General features: G+C 59.2%; 10 protein-coding genes. 6 read left to right on the top strand and 4 right to left on the bottom strand.

The genetic code is table 11. The annotated features are described in order from the left end of the window. Window positions 1–66: 66 nt before the first annotated feature. Window positions 67–264 carry a hypothetical protein gene (locus tag DFO48_RS04595; RefSeq protein WP_233506314.1) on the bottom strand — a complete coding sequence of 66 codons (198 nt, stop codon included), beginning with the start codon at window positions 262–264 and terminating at the stop codon, window positions 67–69. A 451-nt stretch (window positions 265–715) separates the two neighbouring features. On the opposite strand from DFO48_RS04595, the gene DFO48_RS04590 reads away from it, so the two are divergent. The 3 genes from DFO48_RS04590 to DFO48_RS04580 all read left to right on the top strand — a co-directional run bounded on the left by DFO48_RS04590 (window position 716) and on the right by DFO48_RS04580 (window position 2,770). Then, window positions 716–1,579, top strand: a complete 864-nt coding sequence (locus DFO48_RS04590) for a DMT family transporter (RefSeq protein ID WP_003074397.1) — start codon at window positions 716–718, stop codon at window positions 1,577–1,579. 229 nt (window positions 1,580–1,808) lie between these two features. Continuing rightward, window positions 1,809–2,117, top strand: a complete 309-nt coding sequence (locus DFO48_RS25255; RefSeq protein ID WP_158545656.1) for a hypothetical protein — start codon at window positions 1,809–1,811, stop codon at window positions 2,115–2,117. 473 nt (window positions 2,118–2,590) lie between these two features. Beyond that, window positions 2,591–2,770 (top strand): hypothetical protein, encoded by a 180-nt coding sequence (locus tag DFO48_RS04580; RefSeq protein WP_003074401.1) that lies wholly within the window; start codon window positions 2,591–2,593, stop codon window positions 2,768–2,770. Between the two features lie 292 nt (window positions 2,771–3,062). Here DFO48_RS04580 and DFO48_RS04575 read toward each other — a convergent pair whose 3' ends face one another. Next, a complete protein-coding gene (locus DFO48_RS04575; RefSeq protein ID WP_003074403.1) occupies window positions 3,063–3,815 on the bottom strand; it encodes an SDR family oxidoreductase in 753 nt (250 codons plus the stop codon). 201 nt (window positions 3,816–4,016) lie between these two features. Then, window positions 4,017–4,199, bottom strand: coding sequence for a hypothetical protein (locus tag DFO48_RS04570; RefSeq protein WP_003074406.1), 183 nt, complete (start codon window positions 4,197–4,199; stop codon window positions 4,017–4,019). A gap of 285 nt (window positions 4,200–4,484) precedes the next feature. Between DFO48_RS04570 and DFO48_RS04565 the strand changes: the two genes are divergently transcribed. Next, entirely contained in the window at window positions 4,485–4,703 is a 219-nt protein-coding gene (locus tag DFO48_RS04565) for a hypothetical protein (protein ID WP_003074408.1), read from the top strand. Between the two features lie 726 nt (window positions 4,704–5,429). Here DFO48_RS04565 and DFO48_RS04560 read toward each other — a convergent pair. Then, window positions 5,430–5,912, bottom strand: coding sequence for an isoprenylcysteine carboxylmethyltransferase family protein (locus DFO48_RS04560; RefSeq protein WP_114862653.1), 483 nt, complete (start codon window positions 5,910–5,912; stop codon window positions 5,430–5,432). 858 nt (window positions 5,913–6,770) lie between these two features. Between DFO48_RS04560 and DFO48_RS04545 the strand changes: the two genes are divergently transcribed. Both DFO48_RS04545 and DFO48_RS04540 read left to right on the top strand, forming a co-directional pair. Beyond that, window positions 6,771–8,492, top strand: a complete 1,722-nt coding sequence (locus tag DFO48_RS04545) for a ShlB/FhaC/HecB family hemolysin secretion/activation protein (RefSeq protein WP_114862650.1) — start codon at window positions 6,771–6,773, stop codon at window positions 8,490–8,492. 9 nt (window positions 8,493–8,501) lie between these two features. Further along, a partial coding sequence (locus DFO48_RS04540; RefSeq protein ID WP_114862649.1) for a hemagglutinin repeat-containing protein occupies window positions 8,502–19,237 on the top strand: 10,736 nt, incomplete at its 3' end.

The following is a 19,237-nucleotide window of genomic DNA, read 5'->3' as shown; positions in this document are numbered from 1 at the left end:
GGCATCTTGCAAGCCGCCAAAGAAAAAGCCCGCGTCATGGCGGGCAGGTCTCTGTTGTGCAACAAGTCAAGGGCGCAAGTTGACGGTCTTTGAATATCTGTCCAGGTGCTCCAGCAGACGCTCGTAGAGCTCATCTGTCGCCATCGAGTTCAAGACCTCCGCCTTGATTTCTTCGGCGCGTTTGCTGAAGTTGTGCTGCAGATTGCTTTTCTTGTTGTCATCCAGCGTGTCGATCAGGGCAATGAGAAGTGCCTCTTGCGCCATGATCTGGCATTTCATCATCCTCAGCTGAGCGCTTTGATTACCTAGGAACTCCATCCAATCCTTCCTCTTGCATGATGCATGTCAAGTTTGAGGAATTATGGTGACTCTAGCTGTCGCGGAAATTTCACCTCCCTCGTTCTCAGAGCCACAGAAAGTGCCCTTAAGTGTGCAATTGATGCACAGAGTCGTGGTGTGGCTTGATTCTTGAATCCGAACGTCAGGCCGGTTGCTTTGGAGATCGGGGCTTTGCTCTTCAAGACACCTCGTGAAGCTGATGGCGCCTTCTGCGGCCAGCTGCGCTCTTCCAGTCTGGCGGGCTGAATCTCCGATCCCCTGGCACAGGGCTGGCGCCGACAGCAAGGCGGGGGCTATCTCCATCAAGACAGCAGTTGCTTGGTCACGGGCGGATGACGTGGAAAAATACCGGGGTTGGTCTATCTACGAGGTTGTGATGCCCTTGTTTCACACCACTGTGTTGACTGGTCTGGCGATGCTGGCCTTTGCCGGCAACTCGCTGCTGTGCCGCCTTGCGCTCCAATCCCACTCGATTGATGCTGCGAGCTTTACGGCAGTGCGCCTGGCTTCGGGCGCGGCAATGCTGGCGCTGGTTGTGAGCCTGAAACGCGCACCCTCTACTGGCGTTGGCAACTGGACGTCGGCGGGCTTGCTGTTCGCTTATGCGGCGTTGTTTTCCTTCGCCTATGGGAGTTTGTCGGCCGGTGTCGGTGCCTTGCTGCTTTTCGGCGCAGTGCAGGCAACGATGGTGGGAGTGGGCCTTTGTCGCGGCGAGATACTTGCACCCCGGCAATGGGGCGGATTGGCACTGGCTTTCGGCGGCCTGGTGGTGTTGCTGCGACCTGGACTCTCGGCACCGCCCCTGGGGGCAGCTTTACTCATGCTCCTGGCAGGGGTTGCGTGGGGGCTGTATTCCTTGCTCGGCAAGGGCGCAACCGATCCCGTTGGCGTGACGGCAGGCAATTTTTTACGGACGGTACCGCTTTCGCTGCTGATGCTCGTGATGGTGCAGGGGCAAGCCTCATTGAGCACGGCAGGATTGATGTATGCGCTGTGCTCCGGGATGCTGACTTCCGGATTGGGCTACGTCGCATGGTATGCGGCGCTACCTCAGCTGAAGGCGGGTGCTGCTGCATCCATACAGCTGAGCGTTCCCTTGCTGGCCGCCATCGGTGCCGTTTCCCTGTTGGGAGAGCCCTGGACCATGCGGCTGACTCTGGCTGGTGCCGCCATACTGGGCGGTATTTCATTGGTTGTGCTGACCTGGTCTGGCGGCAGGCCTGCTGTGGCAAAAGAGTAGTTGCGCAGTCTTTTTCCGAGCGCGTTTCAGGGGTCGGGGGAAAAGAGCTTCCAGCATCTTTGCACTGCTGAGAATGTTACGAGTTTGAATGCAGGAGCTGGTCGATGCAGGAGTTGCTCAATGCACAGGCACCCATGCGCGAGCATGCAGCTGTGCCGAAGAACATCGCTTTACACGGGTATCCGTCGGCAGGAATAGGCTGTCAGAGCCACTTGTAGAAAGGGCTGCCATGAAAGAGCTAGTTGCACTGACTGCGTTTGCCTTGATATTGACCGGATGCGTGATGCAGAGGCCGGTCAATGAGCAAGGAGTGGATCCAGGTTCCCGCCCGGTCGAGAAGAATGCGGATCAGGATCTTCGAAACAACGATATTCAACAGCGAGATCGCTCGATCGATTTTGAAAACGACTGGGACCGGGAACACTTTCGTGATCGCGGAAACGAGGGTCATGAAAATCAAGGCAGCCTGTGGCCGTGGCCGGGCTCCGGATTGAGCGGCGGGCGCACCTATCCGGGAGGCCAAAGCTGGGGCTATTAGCGCAGCGTCACGCGTCAAACATTACGCCGTGCTGCAGTGCGGCCGTGCGGTAATTCGGCAACCGGGCACGCATGCCTGGGCGGGTGAACCCATTGCGCAGTGCCTTTGCTGGGGCGGGGCACAGCTGCCATCCTCCATAGCGGTGCAGACCAGGCAGAAGCTGCAAAAGCAGGCCAGCTTGCCGTCAAGCGGCCATTTGACCATCTGCTTGCATTCCTCGGATGCAGCCGGCGCACCTTCGCCAGGTGGCGGACGTTATGGAGCAGGTCAAAGGAAAACTCCTCGAGATGCTGGCAGTTGTCTGCAAAAAACCGTGCTTACACATTGAAAACCCGAACGACGTTGGTACGTCTAGACTTCGCACATGAAGAAACTGTTTGGAGTCTCTGCGCTCGTCTTGCTTTTGTCGGGCTGCTACGCGGCAGGCCCTGGATACAGCTACGGGTATAGCGATACCTACATCTATCAGCCTTATGGCGGCTCCTATTACTACGGGCGTCCTGCATATAGGCCTGGGTACTACCACCATCATCACGCGCACCGTCCACCGCATTACAGGCCGCATCCAGGCCACGGAGGGCATGGAAATCACCGTCCACCGCATGGAGGCCATCGCCCGGGTGGCGGTCATGGGCACGGCCATCGCTGAATGACAGGCCTCGACTGGCGCGCTAGAGCGAAGGCTGAGAACCAGATAACGCCGCGGTTTGCCAGATCAGGGGGCAGCGAGCCGGCACGTCCGGGCTGACGCAAAATGCCGCGCCACCTGGTGCGACTGCATGCGCCCACGACACGAACTCCACATCCACTCGTTCACTGCTGCCAGCTCAGGACCATTCCCGCACAGAGGGGCCAGCGCGGGCGGCCGCTGCCGCGTGCGCCTCAAGCGCAAGAACATATGAAAGCCCGCACCAGAGGGCTGGCTGTGCTTGGGCGGCTGCCTGGTCAGAGGTTGCCGCCCGAAATCTCGATCAGGCTGCCTGTGGTGTATGGGGACTCGTCCGAGATGAGCCATACGATTGCATTGGCAACCTCAAGAGCCGTTCCTCCGCGCTTCATGGGAACGCCAGCCGCCAGGCGCTGAACCCGGTCCGGCTGCCCCCCGCTGGCATGAATATCCGTCTCAATGAGACCGGGGCGGACAGCGTTGACGCGGATGCCTTCCGCAGCCACTTCCTTGGCCAGCCCCAGAGTCATCACATCCACTGCCCCCTTTGATGCCGCGTAGTCGACGTACTGGCGTGGCGCGCCAAGTCTTGCAGCAATGCTGGACACATTCACGATGGCTCCACCGTGGCCGCCATTGGCAGTGCTCATGCGAAGCACCGCTTCGCGAGCGCAGAGAAAAGCGCCTATGGTGTTGATCCGAAACATTCGCTCAAGGCGCTGCGAACTGAACTCGGCCAGCGTCTGTGCGGTGTCCACAATACCTGCGTTGTTGACCAAGGCGTCCAGGCGCCCGAACTGCACATCTGCCACGGCAAAAAGACGGCGAATCTGCTCTTCGCAGCCCATATCCGCCTGAATGGCCATGGCGTGCCTGCCCATTTCCGTTATTTGCAAGACGACCGCATCGGCTGCCGTCTGGTCTGTATGGAAGCTGAGCAGTACATCCCAGCCTGCTGCTGCTGCTTGCAGGGCGGTGGCCGCACCAATGCCTCGGCTGCCTCCGGTGATGAGCACAACTTTGTTTTTCATGGGACTCCTGGGTGATCCATTTGATTCTGCTGCGAGTCTCGTCCCCAGCTTCACGGTTCTCGATGCATCTTATCGCTGCTCTTTCACTTCGCCCTAGGCTTGATCCGGCCCGGTGCCCATGCTTTTGTATCTCAAGGCAACAAAAAACCACCTGTCGAGGTGGTTGAAAACCAATCGCAAGGCTGGACTCAAGAGACGGGGCTACCAATATCGGTAGTTGTGGCGCATGCGCAGCAGTCTCTCTTCCTCCTGCTTCTTTTCAATGTCTGTGGGCTCTTGCGGATCTAGTTGAGGCGGTGCAGGGAAATCCTTTTCCATGGAGAACAGCTCCTTGGTGGTTTCCCAGAACTTCTGGATTGGCGGGGGAATACGGCTATCCGGCATATAGACCTCCAGTCCTGGATGACGAATCAAGATTGATCGCCAAGAGCCACAGTACTCTTTTTAATAACCTTGAAGCCTTATCCAATAAGTAAAACGTCAGCTTTGGTGCATGGACTGGACGGGTGCGAGTGCTACGAAAAACTGCGATGCCACCTTTCCATCGGCTCTGACAAGGCTTCTGGCTGATGGCTCTTGACGCACAGGTTCGGCAATTCAGGAGCCACAGATTGTCCGAGACTGGCGAGCAGATGCGGCTAGCATGCAAGGCTCAACAGTGGAGCAGCTATGGAAAAGTACCGATTCAATGTGTTTGGCGACATCCTGGCCATAGAGCGCAGCAACTCGGGATGGCGCTGCTTTGCGGTTGGACTCGATGGAAAGCTTGGCCCGGTGGATCTGGCCGTTCCTCCTGAGATCACTTATGAGGAGCTGCCTCAATACCTCTACGACATCTACCACGAGAGTGCGGCATTGTCGGATGGCGACATCTTCGAGATATCCTGAGTCTCACCGAACGAGACCCGCTGCTTGTCAGGGATCGATGGTGCTGCCACCCATTGTGTCTATGACTCATTCGCCAATCTGTTTGGCACCGACTTCATCACTGCAAGGAGATGGCAGCCATGACCCCTCACAAGAACCCGCTCAAAGAGCCGGAGCCCAAGCCGGATCCGATTGATCCGCCCAATGATCAACCGCCTGCAGAGCTGCCGGGCGATCCGATAGAGCAGCCCAATGTATAGCTGCTAAAGCCCGCGAAGTGCAAGCTGTCTTCATTTGCTGGCAAGCATCCGAAGTGGGACCATGACTGCATCGAAGCACTCAAGGAGAGCGACGATGTCTACTCTCATGATTCAACTGATTGGTCTGCAACTGGTCGTCTTGCTGGTGGCCTGGGTCATTTACGAAGTCAGAGACGACTGGAGTTAAAAACCTGGCTGCAGCAAGCCTGGGCCGCTCTATCAAGTCACTTGCTGGTGATCGAGCGCAAAGCGTCAGGTAGGCAAGCGGCCTATGCGCCCCCGCTGATCTGTCTGCGGCAGGCATGGACGCCCTGCAATCTCTGGATAGCCGGCCTGAATGGAGGTTTGGGCCGCGCCAACATCGATACAGCCAAGGGGTTTGCCTGAGGTGTGCCTGATTTTGTCTATCTGCTTGCAAGGCAGCAGTGCATGGCACCGAGTGCGCAGTCAACACCAGCCGGCGTGGCCTGGGCCGGCTCAAACCCTTCTATAGCCAGCGTCGTACCCGCCGGCAATAGGCCACGAACAATGCACCAAATCGCGCCTGCAGCGCTCTTTCCTCCGGTCGTATCTGGAAGTGCTGAAGGTAGGCCATGAACAGCGGCACAAGGAGCAATCCTGATAGCTTGCCCAAATACATGGCGAGTGCCAGCAATAAAAGCGCAAAGCCCAGGTACATCGGATTGCGTGTCACCCGATAGATCCCGCTGACCACCAGCGTTGTCGATGCTGCCGGGTTGATGGGGTTCACCGTGGTCCGGGCACGCTGAAATGCCCGAACACCGGCGAGGCAGAACGCTGCGCCCAGTGCAGCGAGCATGAGCGCCGCCATCCATGAAGCAGTGAATCTGACCGGCAGGATATCGGGCAGAAGCCACATTGCCACGGCAAATACAGCAAACAGCGCCATCGGCGGCACCCGCAGCATGAGTAAAGAGGATTTGTTCTGCGGTGGGGATTGAGAAGTCATGCATGCAAGCCTAAAGCTTTAAGTGACTTCATGGTCAATCATGTGCGGCTGCATGCCCACGCTGTATGAACTGGCTGTATGAACTTGCGGTATGCCACGCCGTTGAATGCCAGCGCGGTCATTGCATCAGCTTGGATGATGCGAATAGACAGCGTAAATGTGCCCATGACGTCAAACCTGCTGTCAACCTTCTTGAGGGGATTGGTTTCTTGTCCCGCTGGAATTATCGAGATGCTGGCAGATCAGGACGATAAGCGCGAATGCTTCGCACCTGGCATGCAGCTTTTCGTGGCTTATGAACGATGTAGCTGAGTTTCCGGCTCCGAAAAATAAGAATTTTCTTATCCCCATCATTGACTGCTTTGATTAGCATGCTGTCCGTCGTCTGATGCTTTCTAGGGCCCATCGTCATATTCCGTCGGTGATCACCGAGAGCGCCTTCTGATTTTCTTGCCTTGATAACCGGGAAGCGGTGAAAACCCCGTTTTCGTATCCGTGCAAGAGTGCATTGACTTGCATGACGTCGTTGGTGGGGGAGGGCATCGCGGCCGCTGAGTGCCTCAGTCCGGCCCCCTGGTTTTCAAGGAGTTTGGCGGCAGGCGGGGAAATCCAGGTTTTGCCGTTGGCGAAGCTACGTCTCGATCAACTCAGAAATTTACGGGGGAAATTTGATTTAACACATGAACTGATCGCGCAAAGCAGTGAAAGCTCTTTCTACTGCATCGGAGGTAAAACACTGCAGGAAATTTGTTATCCGTTGAATATTTTGCATTAGTAACTTTTGTATGATTGCCCGCGGCCATAAACGTGGCTGTTTTCATGCGAAAAATGATGACACAAAGAATAAGTAGGTCTTATATGAGGGAGACAGCGCCTGGCAAGCGTTTTCAATTGTCGGCACTATTTGCTGCCGTACTGAGCTTTGCAGCTCCTGCCTTGGCGCAGCTATCCGGTGCTGCCATTGAACAGCAGCAGTTGCAACGACAGCAAGAGCGTGAACGGGAGCTGCGTGAGCGCATGGCACCCAATGCAGATACCTTGCAGCCGCGCACCCAGGCCGTTGAGCTGGAGATGCCCAAGAGCGAGACTCCCTGCTTTGCGCTGCATACCCTTGAATTGACAGGAGAAAAGCTTGATCAAGTCCCGTGGCTCAAGGCGTCAGCGGGTATTGATCCGAGTGCCAGGCCTTGCGTTGGGGCCAAGGGTGTAGAGGTCATATTGGCCCGGATGCAGCAGGCAGTGCTTGAGCATGGCTACGTGACCTCCCGGGTCATGGTGGTGCCGCAGAACCTCCAGGGCGGTGTCTTGACCGTTGCTTTTATTCCCGGCGTTCTCCGCTCCATCCGATTTACCCCGGACAGCACAGGAGACACTTCGCTTATTGCAGCGCTGCCGTCCAAACCTGGCGAGCTGCTGCAACTGCGTGATATTGAGCAAGGCTTGGAAAACCTCAAGCGTGTTCCAACGGCAGATGCCGATATTCAAATCACTCCCGCCGAAGGCCCGGATGCCGAACCCGGCCAAAGTGATTTGATGATTACCTATAAGAAATTAAACCCGCTGCGCTTTAACGTCGCCCTGGATAATGGCGGCACCAAATCTACAGGCAAAGTCCAAGGCACGGGTACTGTGTCCTGGGACAACCCGCTGGGCCTGAATGATCTGATGTATTTCAGCTTCGGCGGGGGTATGGGCAATGGTGGCAATCGTGGCACCGAGACCCGTGCAGCGCAGTATTCCGTGCCTTTTGGGTACTGGCTGGCAGCTCTGTCGGGCTCCTATAACAAGTACCACCAAGGCGTGGCCGGCGCCTATCAAAACTACACCTACAGCGGCGAATCCAGCAACCTGGATCTCAAGCTAAGCCGCGTAGTGTTTCGCGATGCCTCCTCGAAGACAACGGTCGCCATCAAGGCATTCCAGCGGACCTCCAACAACTACATCGACGATGTAGAAATCGATGTACAGCGCAGGCGCACCTCGGGTTTTGAGCTGAGCCTGAACCAGCGCAGCTATCTGGGCAATGCCATCCTGGATGCCAACCTGGCCTACAAGCGAGGCACAGGTGCTTTTGCGGCCTTGCACGCGCCAGAGGAGCCCTTTGGTGAAGGCACTTCGCGCATGAAGCTCTTCATCGCCGATCTGGCATTGTCCAAGCCCTTCGAGCTGGGCGGCACCAAGCTCAGACTCAGCAGCAACTGGCATGGCCAGTGGAACAAGACCGCGTTGACGCCACAAGACCGCATCGGCATTGGCGGCCGTTACACCGTACGGGGCTTCGATGGAGAAAGCACCTTGCTGGCAGAGCGTGGCTGGTACTGGCGCAACGAGCTCAGCACCCCCTTGAATCTGGGCGCTGCGGGCAATGCCGAGGCCTTTGTGGGTCTGGACACCGGCCATGTCAGCGGGCCTTCTGCGAAGTACCTGGTGGGCCAGTCATTGACCGGCGCGGCCATCGGCCTGCGCGGTGCCTGGCGCAACCTCTCCTATGAAGTCTTTGTGGCAACGCCTGTCAAAAAGCCGGAGCACTTCCGAACCTCCCACACCAACCTGGCTCTGAGCCTGGCCTACAGTTTCTGAGGCATCGTCATGAACAAGAATCTTCATCGCGTTATCTTCAACAAAGCGCGTGGCATCCGGATGGTGGTGCAGGAAACAGCTTCCAGCGAAGGCAAGGCCAGCAATGGCAGCACACAGACAGGCGCTTGTGATTCAGGCGCCTTGTCGGTGGGCAGTTCGCGCACTGCCAAGTCCTTCCTGAGCGATTTCCCGCTCTCTGCTGCAGCCAAGACAGCAGGCATGCTGGCCCTGGCTCTGGGGGGGCCTGCCGGTTTTGCGCAAATCATTGCCGACCCATCGGCCCCCAATCGCCAGCGCCCCACGGTTCTGGAATCAGCCAACGGCACACCCACGGTCAACATCCAGACCCCTTCTGCAGGTGGCGTCAGCCGCAACACCTATCAGCAGTTCGACATCGGGCAAAAGGGCGCCATCCTCAACAACAGCCGCACCAATGTGCAAACCCAGATTGGTGGCTGGGTGCAAGGCAACCCATGGCTTGCCAATGGCGGCGCCAGAGTCATCGTCAATGAAGTCAACTCAGCGGCGCAATCGCGCCTGATGGGGCCGCTGGAAGTCGCAGGCCAGCGAGCGGACGTCATCATTGCCAACCCTTCGGGTCTGGTGGTCGATGGCCTGTCCTTCATCAACGCTGCAGGCGTGACCCTGACGACGGGCAGACCGCTGTACGGAGCCAATGGAGCTGTTGACGGTTTGAATGTGCAAGGCGGTCTCATCAGCATCCAGGGCAATGGGCTTGATGCCACCAAGGCAGATTACGCCAACATCCTTGCAAGAGCCATCTCGCTGAACGCCGGGCTGTGGGCCCAGGATTTGCGTGTGGTCACAGGCGTCAACCAGATTGCCACCGACGGCAATGTCCAGCAAAGCAACCCCGGTGTGACAGGCGCAGAGCCTGCGAAACCTCAGTTCGCCCTGGACGTCGCTCAATTGGGCGGCATGTATGCGGGCAAGATCTTTATCGTCGGCACCGAGTCTGGCCTGGGTGTTCGAAACGCCGGCCTGCTCCAGGCCAGTGGTGCAAGCCTCACCTTGAACAGTGAAGGCTGGCTCAACAACAGCGGCTCCATTCAATCCAGCAGCTCCGATGTTGTCGTGAACACGCGTGGTGCGGTAGAGCAAAGCGGTGCCATCTATGGCGGCGGCAACGTCCAGTTGAGTTCGCAGGCGAGCCAGACACACAGTGGCACGGTGGCCGCCTTGGGTGATGTCTCTATTCAGGCTGCAGGGGCTGGAGCGCAGATTCAAGCCCGAGATGCCACAGTCTGGGCGGCTGGCCTGCAAACGGATGGCCAGTTGCTCGGGGATAGAAATCTGAGCGTGCATGCAGATGCACAGCTGCAAACCTCAGGCCAGGCGCTGGCCACCCGCGATGTGCAGATGCGAGGTGCAAGCCTTGACCTGTCTTCGTCCCGTCAGCAGGCTAAAACCTTGCAACTGCAAGCCACAACAGGTGACTTGCAAGCCAAAGGCAGTCAGTTGTTGGCAACCGAGAAAATGGATCTGCAAACGGGCCGGACACTCACGACAGATAGTGCGCGAGTACAGGCATCCACCCTCAGTGTTCAAGCCAAAGCTCTGAGCAATGTCGGCGGACAGATCATCCAAAGCGGCAGCAGCGACCAGACAATCGCCTTGCAGGGGAGTCTGGACAACAGAGCTGGCGTGATTCAAACCGCAGCGGGTAAGCTGGATATTGCTGCCGGGAACATCGATAACACGGCAGGCCAGCTGCTGCATGCCGGTGGCGGAAGCTTCAACCTGAGTAGCCAAGGCCAACTGCTCAACAACACCCAAAGTAGCAGCCAACCCGCCGTAGCGGATGGTGCACGTATTGTGAGCAATGGCTCCTTGCGCGCACAAGCCCAGGCCTTGAGCAACAGCGGCAGCGTCCATGCGGCGCAGGCACTGGAGACACATGCATCGACTCTGGACAACAGCGGAGTCATGTATTCGGCAGGCAGCCAGGCACTGACCGTTGATGGCAGCACGACCAACACCGGAACGATCGCTGCAGCCCAGAACCTGACGGTGACAACAGGGAGTTTCAATGGCGCCGCCACCCATGTCCTGGCTGCGGGCATGGCTGCTGATGGCAAGCTTGCCGCAGCGGGTGTCCTGACTGCAACTGCATCAGGAAATTTGCAAAGCGCCGGACAAATTCTGGCAGCAGGCAATGTCAGCCTCGATGCCGCAAGTCTGGACCTCAGGCAAGGCAGCGCAGCAAGCACAGCAGGCAATATGAGCCTGACGGCACAAAGCGGCGACATCCAGACGGGTGGCGCCCGCATCAGCAGCGCAGCTCTTTTGGCCATCCGAGCCGACGGCTCGAGCAGCCAGCGCCTGGACAACACCCTCGGCCAGATCAGTGCAACGCAGCTCAGCATCAACGCGGGCAAGCTCGACAACACCGACGGATTGATATCTGCGGTCGATCAGCTCGACATTACCAGTGCTCAATTGATCAACGGCATCACCCCTGCGGCCAGCACCGCCAAAGGCATTCAAAGCCAGACGGGTGATGTTCATCTGAACGTTCAGCAGCTCGATAACAGCGGGACCATCCAGGCTGCGAAGAACCTGGCTACGACCACTTCCAGCCTGGGCAACAGCGGCACCTTCTACGCAGGAGGCGAGCAGACACTGAATGCCGCAGGTGTAGTAACGAACAGCGGAACCATTGCCGCTGCCCAGGACCTGAACCTGACAGCCGCCTCGTTTGCAGGCACTGGCAGCAATGTGCTGGCCGCAGGCATGGCTGCCGATGGAAAACTCGCCAATCCCGGGACTCTGAACGTCACCACTTCGGCTGGATTGCAGACAGCCGGCCAGGCATTGGCTGCAAACAACGTCAACCTCGGCGGCGGCAGCCTGGATCTGGGAAGTGCAACGGTAGGCAGTGCCAATGCAGATGTGAATCTGAGTGCCGCCCAGGGCAACATTGTCACGGCGGGCTCAAAAGTCAGCACGCCGGGCAAGCTGTCCATTACCGCCAGCACGGTTGCAGGTCAAACGCTGGACAACACCGCAGGTCGCCTGGCCGGCCAGCAACTGCAAATCCAGGTCGGGCAGCTAAACAACCATCAGGGAAGCATTGAGCAGTCCGGGGGCGCTGATCTGGATATCAATCTGGGGGGCGGCGCACTGAACAACAACGCCGGGCGCATTGTTGTCAACGCTGCAAATCTGAAGCTTCAATCCGGTGCGCTGGACAATACAGACGGGCTGATCAGTCACGCCGGCTCAGGGCACGGCGCATTGCAGACATCCAGCCTTGACAACACCCGCGGCCAGATCGTTGGCAACGGAACCCTGTCTTTGGCCAGCAGCGGCAATGTCACCAACAGCGACGGACTGATCTCCTCAAATGGCGACCTGCAACTGACAAGCGCAGACCTGGGCAACACCCGTACAGGCACGTCAGGAAACACCACAGGCATTCAAAGCCAAGGCGGCAGCCTCACGGTCAATGCCCAAGCCATCACCAACAGCAGCAACCTCTATGCTGCCAAGGATCTCAAAACCACTGCCACCAGCTTGGACAACAGCGCAACGCTGTACGCAGCTGGTGAACAGACCCTGGATGTGGCCGGTGCGCTCAGCAATCAAGGCACCATTGCTGCGGCCAAAAATCTGTCGCTCACTGCAGACAGCTTTGCTGGCGGTGCGGCCAATGTTCTGGCAGCCGGCATGGCCGCCAATGGACAGCTGACGGGCAGCGGTGCATTGACGGCAGTGACCTCCGGCAGCCTGCAAACCAATGGGCAGGCACTGGCGACAGGCGCATTGAACCTGAAAGCCGCCAGCCTCGATCTTCAAGGCAGCACCACCGGAAGCACTGGCGCAGACGTGACGCTGAGCGCGACGACGGGAGACATTCAAGCTGCTCAGGCCAGGATCAGCACACCCGGATTGCTGAGCATTTCCAGCACCGCCGGACAAAAACTCGACAGCTCCAAGGCGCAGCTCAGTGGTGGGCAGCTCAGCATCGATGTCGGCGAGATCAACAATACCGAAGGTGTCATCCAGCAGACGGATGCGGCTTCCGCAGCGGCCAACCCCGTTGCAGGCATTCGCAGTGCCGGTGCCATCAACAATAGCGCGGGACGCATCGTTGCCAATGCGCAGGACTTCACTTTGGTCTCCGGCGGGGTGCTTGACAACACGGACGGGATGATCGGTCATGCTGGCTCCGGCCAGCTTCGCGTGGATACGGCTGGACTCCACAACACACGCGGCAAAATCATCGGCAACGGGGCAACCACGCTCACCAGCTCTGCGGATGTTGACAACACCGGCGGCATGGTTGCAGGCCAGCAAAGCGTGACGGCCACAGCCACGGGTTGGGACAACACCCAGGGCACCCTGGTTGCAGTTCAAGGCGACCTCAATCTTCACACCACAACGAATGCCGTCAAAAACGCTGCAGGCCTGATCCAGGCAGAAAACGATATTCGTCTCACACTGGACGGTGCAGGCAATCAACTGCAAAACGCTCAAGGCAAGATCGTCTCGGGACGAGACGCCATCTTCTCGACCGGGCAGATGGACAATGATGCAGGTCTGGTGGCTGCAGGTCGCAACCTCAGCATTGACACCCACGAGCAAGCCCTGAGCAACCAGGCAAGCCGCAGCAGCACAGGTTCTCTGGGCTTGGTCGCCGGCGCACAACTGGACATTCACAGTGGCACGTTGAACAACCAGGGCGGTCTGATCAGTGCCCAGACCGACCTGAACATCACGAGCAGCGGCGCGATCAACAGCACCGAGAAGAGTGCGCAGGCGGCGCAGATATACAGTGGTGCACATCTCAATCTGCAAGCAACAGGCATCGACAACACGGGCAGCCAGATTCTTGCGGTGCAGGCAGCAGGTATCAACCTCGCAAGCGGCACTCTGACCAATCAGGCAGGGCTGATCCGGGTAGGGCAGGCATTGACGGTCCAGGCCGGAAGTATCGATAACCAGAACACCCTGGCTTTGAACAGCGATGGGAGCGCACAAGCGCTGGGCCTGGAAGCCAGCACGATTTCCGTGACCGCTGCCAAGCTGGACAACAGCCAGGGGGCTGTGCGTGCAGGCCAGGACTTGACGATTCTGAGCGATGGCCAGCTGATCAATGATCGTGGCGAGCTCAGTGCCGGCAAGCTGCTGAAGATTGCCGCCGACCAGGCCGCCACTCCCACACTGAACATCAGCAACAACGCGGGTCAAATCGTTGCCGATCAGAATGTGGACCTTCGCACAGGCAGCCTGAACGGCGCCGGAGAGATTGCCTCGCGCGGTGACGTCAGTCTGAATTTGCAAGGCGACCATACCCTGGCGGGCACCTTGCAGGCTGGCGGCAACCTGCAGCTGCAAGCCACGGGCACATTGACAAACCCGGTCACCGTCCAAGCCGGAAAGAACCTGACCGTCAACGTCAGCAACCTGGACAACCAGGCCACGGGTGAACTGCTGAGTGGACAGACAACGCAGCTCACCATCTCCGACACCTTGACCAACCGCGGGCTGATCGACGGTGCCGACACCCGCATTAAGGCCGGCAATATCAACAACGTTGGCACCGGCCGCATCTATGGTGACCGGGTAGCGATTGCAGCCAACGCGCTGACCAACCAGGAAGAAACGGTCGCAGGCATCACCCAGGCTGCCACGATTGCTGCGCGAGAGCGCATGGACCTGGGTGTTCAAAACATCACCAACCGAGAAAACGCACTGATCTATAGCGCAGGAAATCTCTTCACGGGTGGGGCGCTCGATTCAAATTGGCATGCCACAGGCGCAGGGCAGACGCTCAACAACAACAGCGCCACGCTGGAGTCTGCCGGCAGCATGGTGCTGGGGCATGACCAGGTTCGCAATACCAATGAGCATCTGCAGTGGACATTGGTCGACGGCCAGCCTCAAAAGATTGTTGAATTCCAAGCACCTAACGGCCAGCGCTACAAGGGCAGCGACGTTCTGCTGATCTCCAATGGCAATGTTAGAGGCTCTGGGCCGCAGGACATCAGCTTCGTGGTCAGCGGCAACGACTGGCGTTGCAATATGGGTGGCGAGACTTGTAATTTAACGCTCGGAAAAGGCAATGACGCCATTGATCAGTACTACAAAGGGCTGCTGCTGCCTTCTGCGCAATATCCATTTGAAAAATTTGCTCCGTACTACAACCCCAGCTATGTCGATGACAACGGCCAGCGGGTTCAGGGCTATATGCAGTACAGCGGCAACCGAATCATTGGATACACCTATGCATCAGAGGAAAGTGCTGCCACGCCTATTGTGATCAGCGGTGCGCATTACGCAGCCGACCACCGAATCTGGAGCGACTTTGGCGTGCAGCCCTATACCGGGCCTGCACCTGTTTTAAGCAGCACCAATCCCTGCGCTGCGCTGGAAAGCTGCAAAGTGGGCTATCACGTCATCGACAGCTCCGATAGCGGGGGCCAGTATATCCAGATCACTCAGGCAAACGTAGACGAATACAACGCCTACAAACCCCTGCTGGACGCCCGCAATAAAGCGGATGCCGCCTTGGACGCGAAGCTGGATGCCTTCTACCAAGATATTCGCAATCGCTGGATCGGCGACTTTACCTTCTACGAATACAACCGCACCGAACAGAGCGCGCAGGTAACGCAGTCCGCCCCCGGAAAAATCGTGGCAGGCCGCAATCTGCAATGGAATGGATCGAATCCGTCCAGCAAGCTCCTGAATCAGGACAGCACCATCCTGGCCGGCGGCACCATCAGTGCAATGGGTGGCTCACTCGACAACCGCGCCACCAGCGTCGACGTCAAATCCACCGATCAAGGCTACGCCTACGAAACCTGGAACAGGGGCACCAGCGTGCCCAATCGCGGGTTTCAAGGCTCTGCGTATGGGCCTGTAGAAACCATCAAGACGCAAACACTGGCCTCCTACACCTACACCGAGCACGCTGCGAACCCCTCGACCGGTGCAGCGCCGGGAGCCAGCGCCATTTCAGCGGTGCAGGCACAGGCATCTGCTGCGGGCGCGGTGGATGCCATCCATCATTCCGTCGCTCCTGGAGCCGTGCAGGGAACGCAGGCAGGCCCGGCCGCTGGTGCAGCCACCGCAACGCAGACCCAGGGGCAGATCACAAGCAATGCCGTAGCGGGCGTGGCAGCGCAAGGGGGCAGCGCTCAAGCGCAGGCCTCTGCAAAGGTCGGCGCAGCCGCGACCCCCGAGAGTACGGCTGCGGATGCCTCCAACGCCAAATCGGCGTCCTCTCAGGTCAATATTCGCACCGCCCAGCCCAACACCCAGATACCTGGGACCTCCCTGTATCGCCAGCACCCTGAAGCAGGCTCCCGCTATCTGGTGGAGACAGACCCCAAGTTCACGCAATATAAAAACTGGCTGTCTTCGGACTACATGCTCCAGGCTCTGCAGATGGACCCCGGCACCGTTCAAAAGCGCCTGGGCGACGGGTTCTATGAGCAGCAACTGGTGCAGCAGCAAATCGGGCAGCTCACGGGCCGCCGATTCCTGGGCAACTACACCAGCTACGACGAGCAATACAAAGACTTGCTGCAACACGGCGCAACCTTCGCCCAGGCCCAGGGCTTGCGCCCTGGTGTGGAGCTCAGTGCGGCACAGGTGGCGCAACTGACCAGCGACCTCGTCTGGCTGGTCACCAAGGAAGTGACATTGGCCGACGGCAGCAAGCAAAGCGTGCTGGTCCCGCAAGTGTATGTAAGGGTCAAGCCCGGCGACCTGGACGGCACAGGCACCTTGCTGGCAGCCTCGGATGTGAATCTGATCCTCTCCGGCAATGCCATCAACAGCGGCAGCATTGCGGGCCGCAACACCTTGAACATCACGGCCGAGAACATCCAGAATCTGGGCGGCCAGATGTCCGGCAACGACGTCAAACTTGCAGCCCGGCAGGACTTTGACAACCTCGCAGGCATCATCAAGGGCGTGGACTCGGCCACCGTGTCCGCAGGGCGTGACCTGAACCTCACAACCACCACGCAAAGCAGTGCCAACCAGGCAGGCGGCAACCGCTTTACCCAGACAGGGATCGATCGTGTCGCGGGCATCTATGTATCCGGGCCGGCTGGCGTGCTGGTCGCCAGTGCGGGCAACAACCTCAATCTCACGGCTGCGCAGATACAGAATGCGGGCACCGGAGCCACCGTGCTCACCGCTGGCAACAACCTGAACCTCAACACGGTTGCGGTCGGCGGCAGCCAGGATATCAACTGGGACAGCAAGAACTACTTGCGCCAATCGAGCACGCTGGATGTGGGCACGCAGATCACCGGCGCTGGCCGCGTGAACCTCAGTGCAGGTCAGGATATCAATGCCAAGGCAGCCACCATCGATGCAGGCAAGGCCTTGAGCCTGTCCGCCGGCAACGATATCCAGATCAGTGCCGGCCAGGCCAGCCAAAGTCTGGACGAGGCGCATCAACACACCACCAAAGGCTTTCTCTCCAGCAAGACCGTCACCACGCGGGAGCAACTGCACAGCACCACGGCAGTTGGAAGCAATCTGGGCGGAGATACGGTTGCCATCAACGCCGGCCGCGATATCGCGGTTACCGGCAGCCATGTCGTCTCAGACACCGCAACCACCTTGCAGGCAGGCCGAGACGTCACCATCGCCGCTGCCCAGGAAACCTCCAGCGAACAGCACTACCGCAAGGAAACCAAGAGCGGCATCTTTGGCGGCGGCGGAGGCATTGGCTTTACCATCGGCAGCCGCATGCAAAGTGCCGATCAGACGGGCACTCACACCACGGCCGCAGCCTCCACCGTGGGCAGCATAGGCGGCGATGTCAACATCATTGCGGGCAATGCTTACCAGCAGGTCGGCAGCGATGTCATGGCCCCCAAGGGCGACGTCAACGTCGTGGCCAAAGAGGTTCAGATCGTCGAGGCCCGCGAAACCGGCAGCTCCGCCACCGAGCAACGCTTCAAGCAAAGCGGCTTGAGCGTCAGCATCGGCAGCCCCGTCATCAGCGCCATACAGACAGCCGACAACATGGCGGATGCCGCCCGCAACACCAGCAGCGGCCGCATGCAGGCCCTGGCAGCAGCGGCGACGGCGTTGAACGCCAAGAACTCCGTGGGCGAGCTGCAGGGCGCTGCCCAGGCGCTGGCCGGCGGCGACCCCTCCAAGGCCGCCTCCATCTCCGTCAGTCTGGGCTCCAGCAAAAGCCAGAGCAACACGGCACAAACCAGCGACAGCGCACGTGGCAGCACGGTCAAGGCCGGCGGCAATGTCAACATCGTTGCCCAAGGGGCGGGGGCGGACAGCTCCATCCTGGTTCGCGGCTCGGATATCACTGCCGGCCAGGACGCCAACTTGGCCGCAGAAGGCGATATCCGTTTGCAGGCGGCCCAGAATACGGCCAGCCTCAGCGGCAACAGCAGCTCCAGCTCCGGCAGCATCGGCGTGAGCGTGGGGCAGCAAACGGGCATTACCGTCAGTGCCAGCAAAGGCCGTGGCAATCAGGCCGGCGACGATCTCACCCACACCAACACCCACATAGCCGCAGGCAACAGCGTCACCCTACAGTCCGGTGGCGACACCACGCTCAAGGGGGCCGTGGTCAGTGGCAAACAGGTGGTTGCCGAAGTGGGTGGCGATCTCAAACTCGAAAGCCAGCAGGACAGCAGCAGCTACGCCAGCCGCAACCAGACGGTGGGCGGCAGCCTCACCATCAGCCCCGCTGGCGTGCCCATAGGTGGCGGATTGAATGCGGGCCAGAGCAAGGTCAACAGCAACTACCAAAGCGTTACCGAGCAAAGCGGCATACAGGCAGGGGACGGGGGCTTCCAGGTCAGCGTCAAGGGCGATACCGACCTCAAGGGCGCTGTCATCGCCAGCAACCAGACGGCGGTGGAGCAGGGCAAGAACCGTTTCAATACCGAGGGCGCACTCACCACCAGCGACCTGCACAACCAAGCTAGCTACGAAGGCCAGGCCGTGGGGGTCAATGCCAGCGTGGGCAACGACGCGGGCAAGTTCGGCGTCAAGGGCGTGGGAGCTGGTGTAGGCCAGGACAGCGGCAGTGCCCAAGGCACCACCACGGCAGGTATCTCCGGCATCGCCGGCGACCAGAGCGTGCGCACGGGCGATGCCACGGGTATCGAGCGGATATTTGATCAGAACAAGGTGCAGCGCGACATCGATGCGCAGGTGGCAATCACGGCGGAGTTTGGCAAGCAGGCGGCCAAGTCATGGGGTGAATATGCCAATACTCGATTTGCCAATTCCAAAAATGAAGATGAGGCGCGTTGCTGGGGTCCGGATGGCGCATGCCGCGCTGGTGGCCATGCACTACTTGGCGGATTAGGTGGTGGAGTGGCCGGTGCGGCAGGTGCAGGGCTGACGAGTGTTGCTGCGCCGCATGTCGCAGGCTATCTGATTGGGCAAGGGGTCGAGCCAAGCACAGCGGCCGCGCTGACGGGCTTGCTAGCTCTGGGGGCTGGCAGCGCCGCTGGTGGTGCGGCAGCAGGAGCCGGTGCGCTCAATGAGGCTGCGCAGAACAACCAACTTGTTATTTATACGGTTAATGCTGCGGTTCAACAGGGGCAGCGCTTTGGGGCGGGAGGGCTGAGGTTGTTGGACCAAGCCAGCCAAGCGCTCTTGCGCACGTGTGCGAGTAGTAGCGTGTGCATGAATCTGCTGCCGGCGGCAGGGGTGGCGTGGTTGGCTGCACAGTTGACCCAGGAGTTTGAGGCGAAACAACCGAGTCTGGCGGATCA

It is taken from the genome of Comamonas sp. AG1104 (assembly GCF_003350425.1).
Classification (GTDB): Bacteria; Pseudomonadota; Gammaproteobacteria; order Burkholderiales; family Burkholderiaceae_C; genus Comamonas; species Comamonas testosteroni.
This window is presented reverse-complemented; position numbering and strand designations above follow the sequence as displayed.

What these genes read in the sequence shown, in the direction of transcription:
- DFO48_RS04560 (WP_114862653.1), bottom strand. Translation starts at nt 5,912, where the DNA reads ATGACTTCTCAATCCCCACCGCAGAACAAATCCTCTTTACTCATGCTG.
- DFO48_RS04595 (WP_233506314.1), bottom strand. Translation starts at nt 264, where the DNA reads ATGGCGCAAGAGGCACTTCTCATTGCCCTGATCGACACGCTGGATGAC.
- DFO48_RS25255 (WP_158545656.1), top strand. Translation starts at nt 1,809, where the DNA reads ATGAAAGAGCTAGTTGCACTGACTGCGTTTGCCTTGATATTGACCGGA.
- DFO48_RS04575 (WP_003074403.1), bottom strand. Translation starts at nt 3,815, where the DNA reads ATGAAAAACAAAGTTGTGCTCATCACCGGAGGCAGCCGAGGCATTGGT.
- DFO48_RS04580 (WP_003074401.1), top strand. Translation starts at nt 2,591, where the DNA reads ATGGCGGCTCCTATTACTACGGGCGTCCTGCATATAGGCCTGGGTACT.
- DFO48_RS04565 (WP_003074408.1), top strand. Translation starts at nt 4,485, where the DNA reads ATGGAAAAGTACCGATTCAATGTGTTTGGCGACATCCTGGCCATAGAG.
- DFO48_RS04545 (WP_114862650.1), top strand. Translation starts at nt 6,771, where the DNA reads ATGAGGGAGACAGCGCCTGGCAAGCGTTTTCAATTGTCGGCACTATTT.
- DFO48_RS04590 (WP_003074397.1), top strand. Translation starts at nt 716, where the DNA reads ATGCCCTTGTTTCACACCACTGTGTTGACTGGTCTGGCGATGCTGGCC.
- DFO48_RS04570 (WP_003074406.1), bottom strand. Translation starts at nt 4,199, where the DNA reads ATGCCGGATAGCCGTATTCCCCCGCCAATCCAGAAGTTCTGGGAAACC.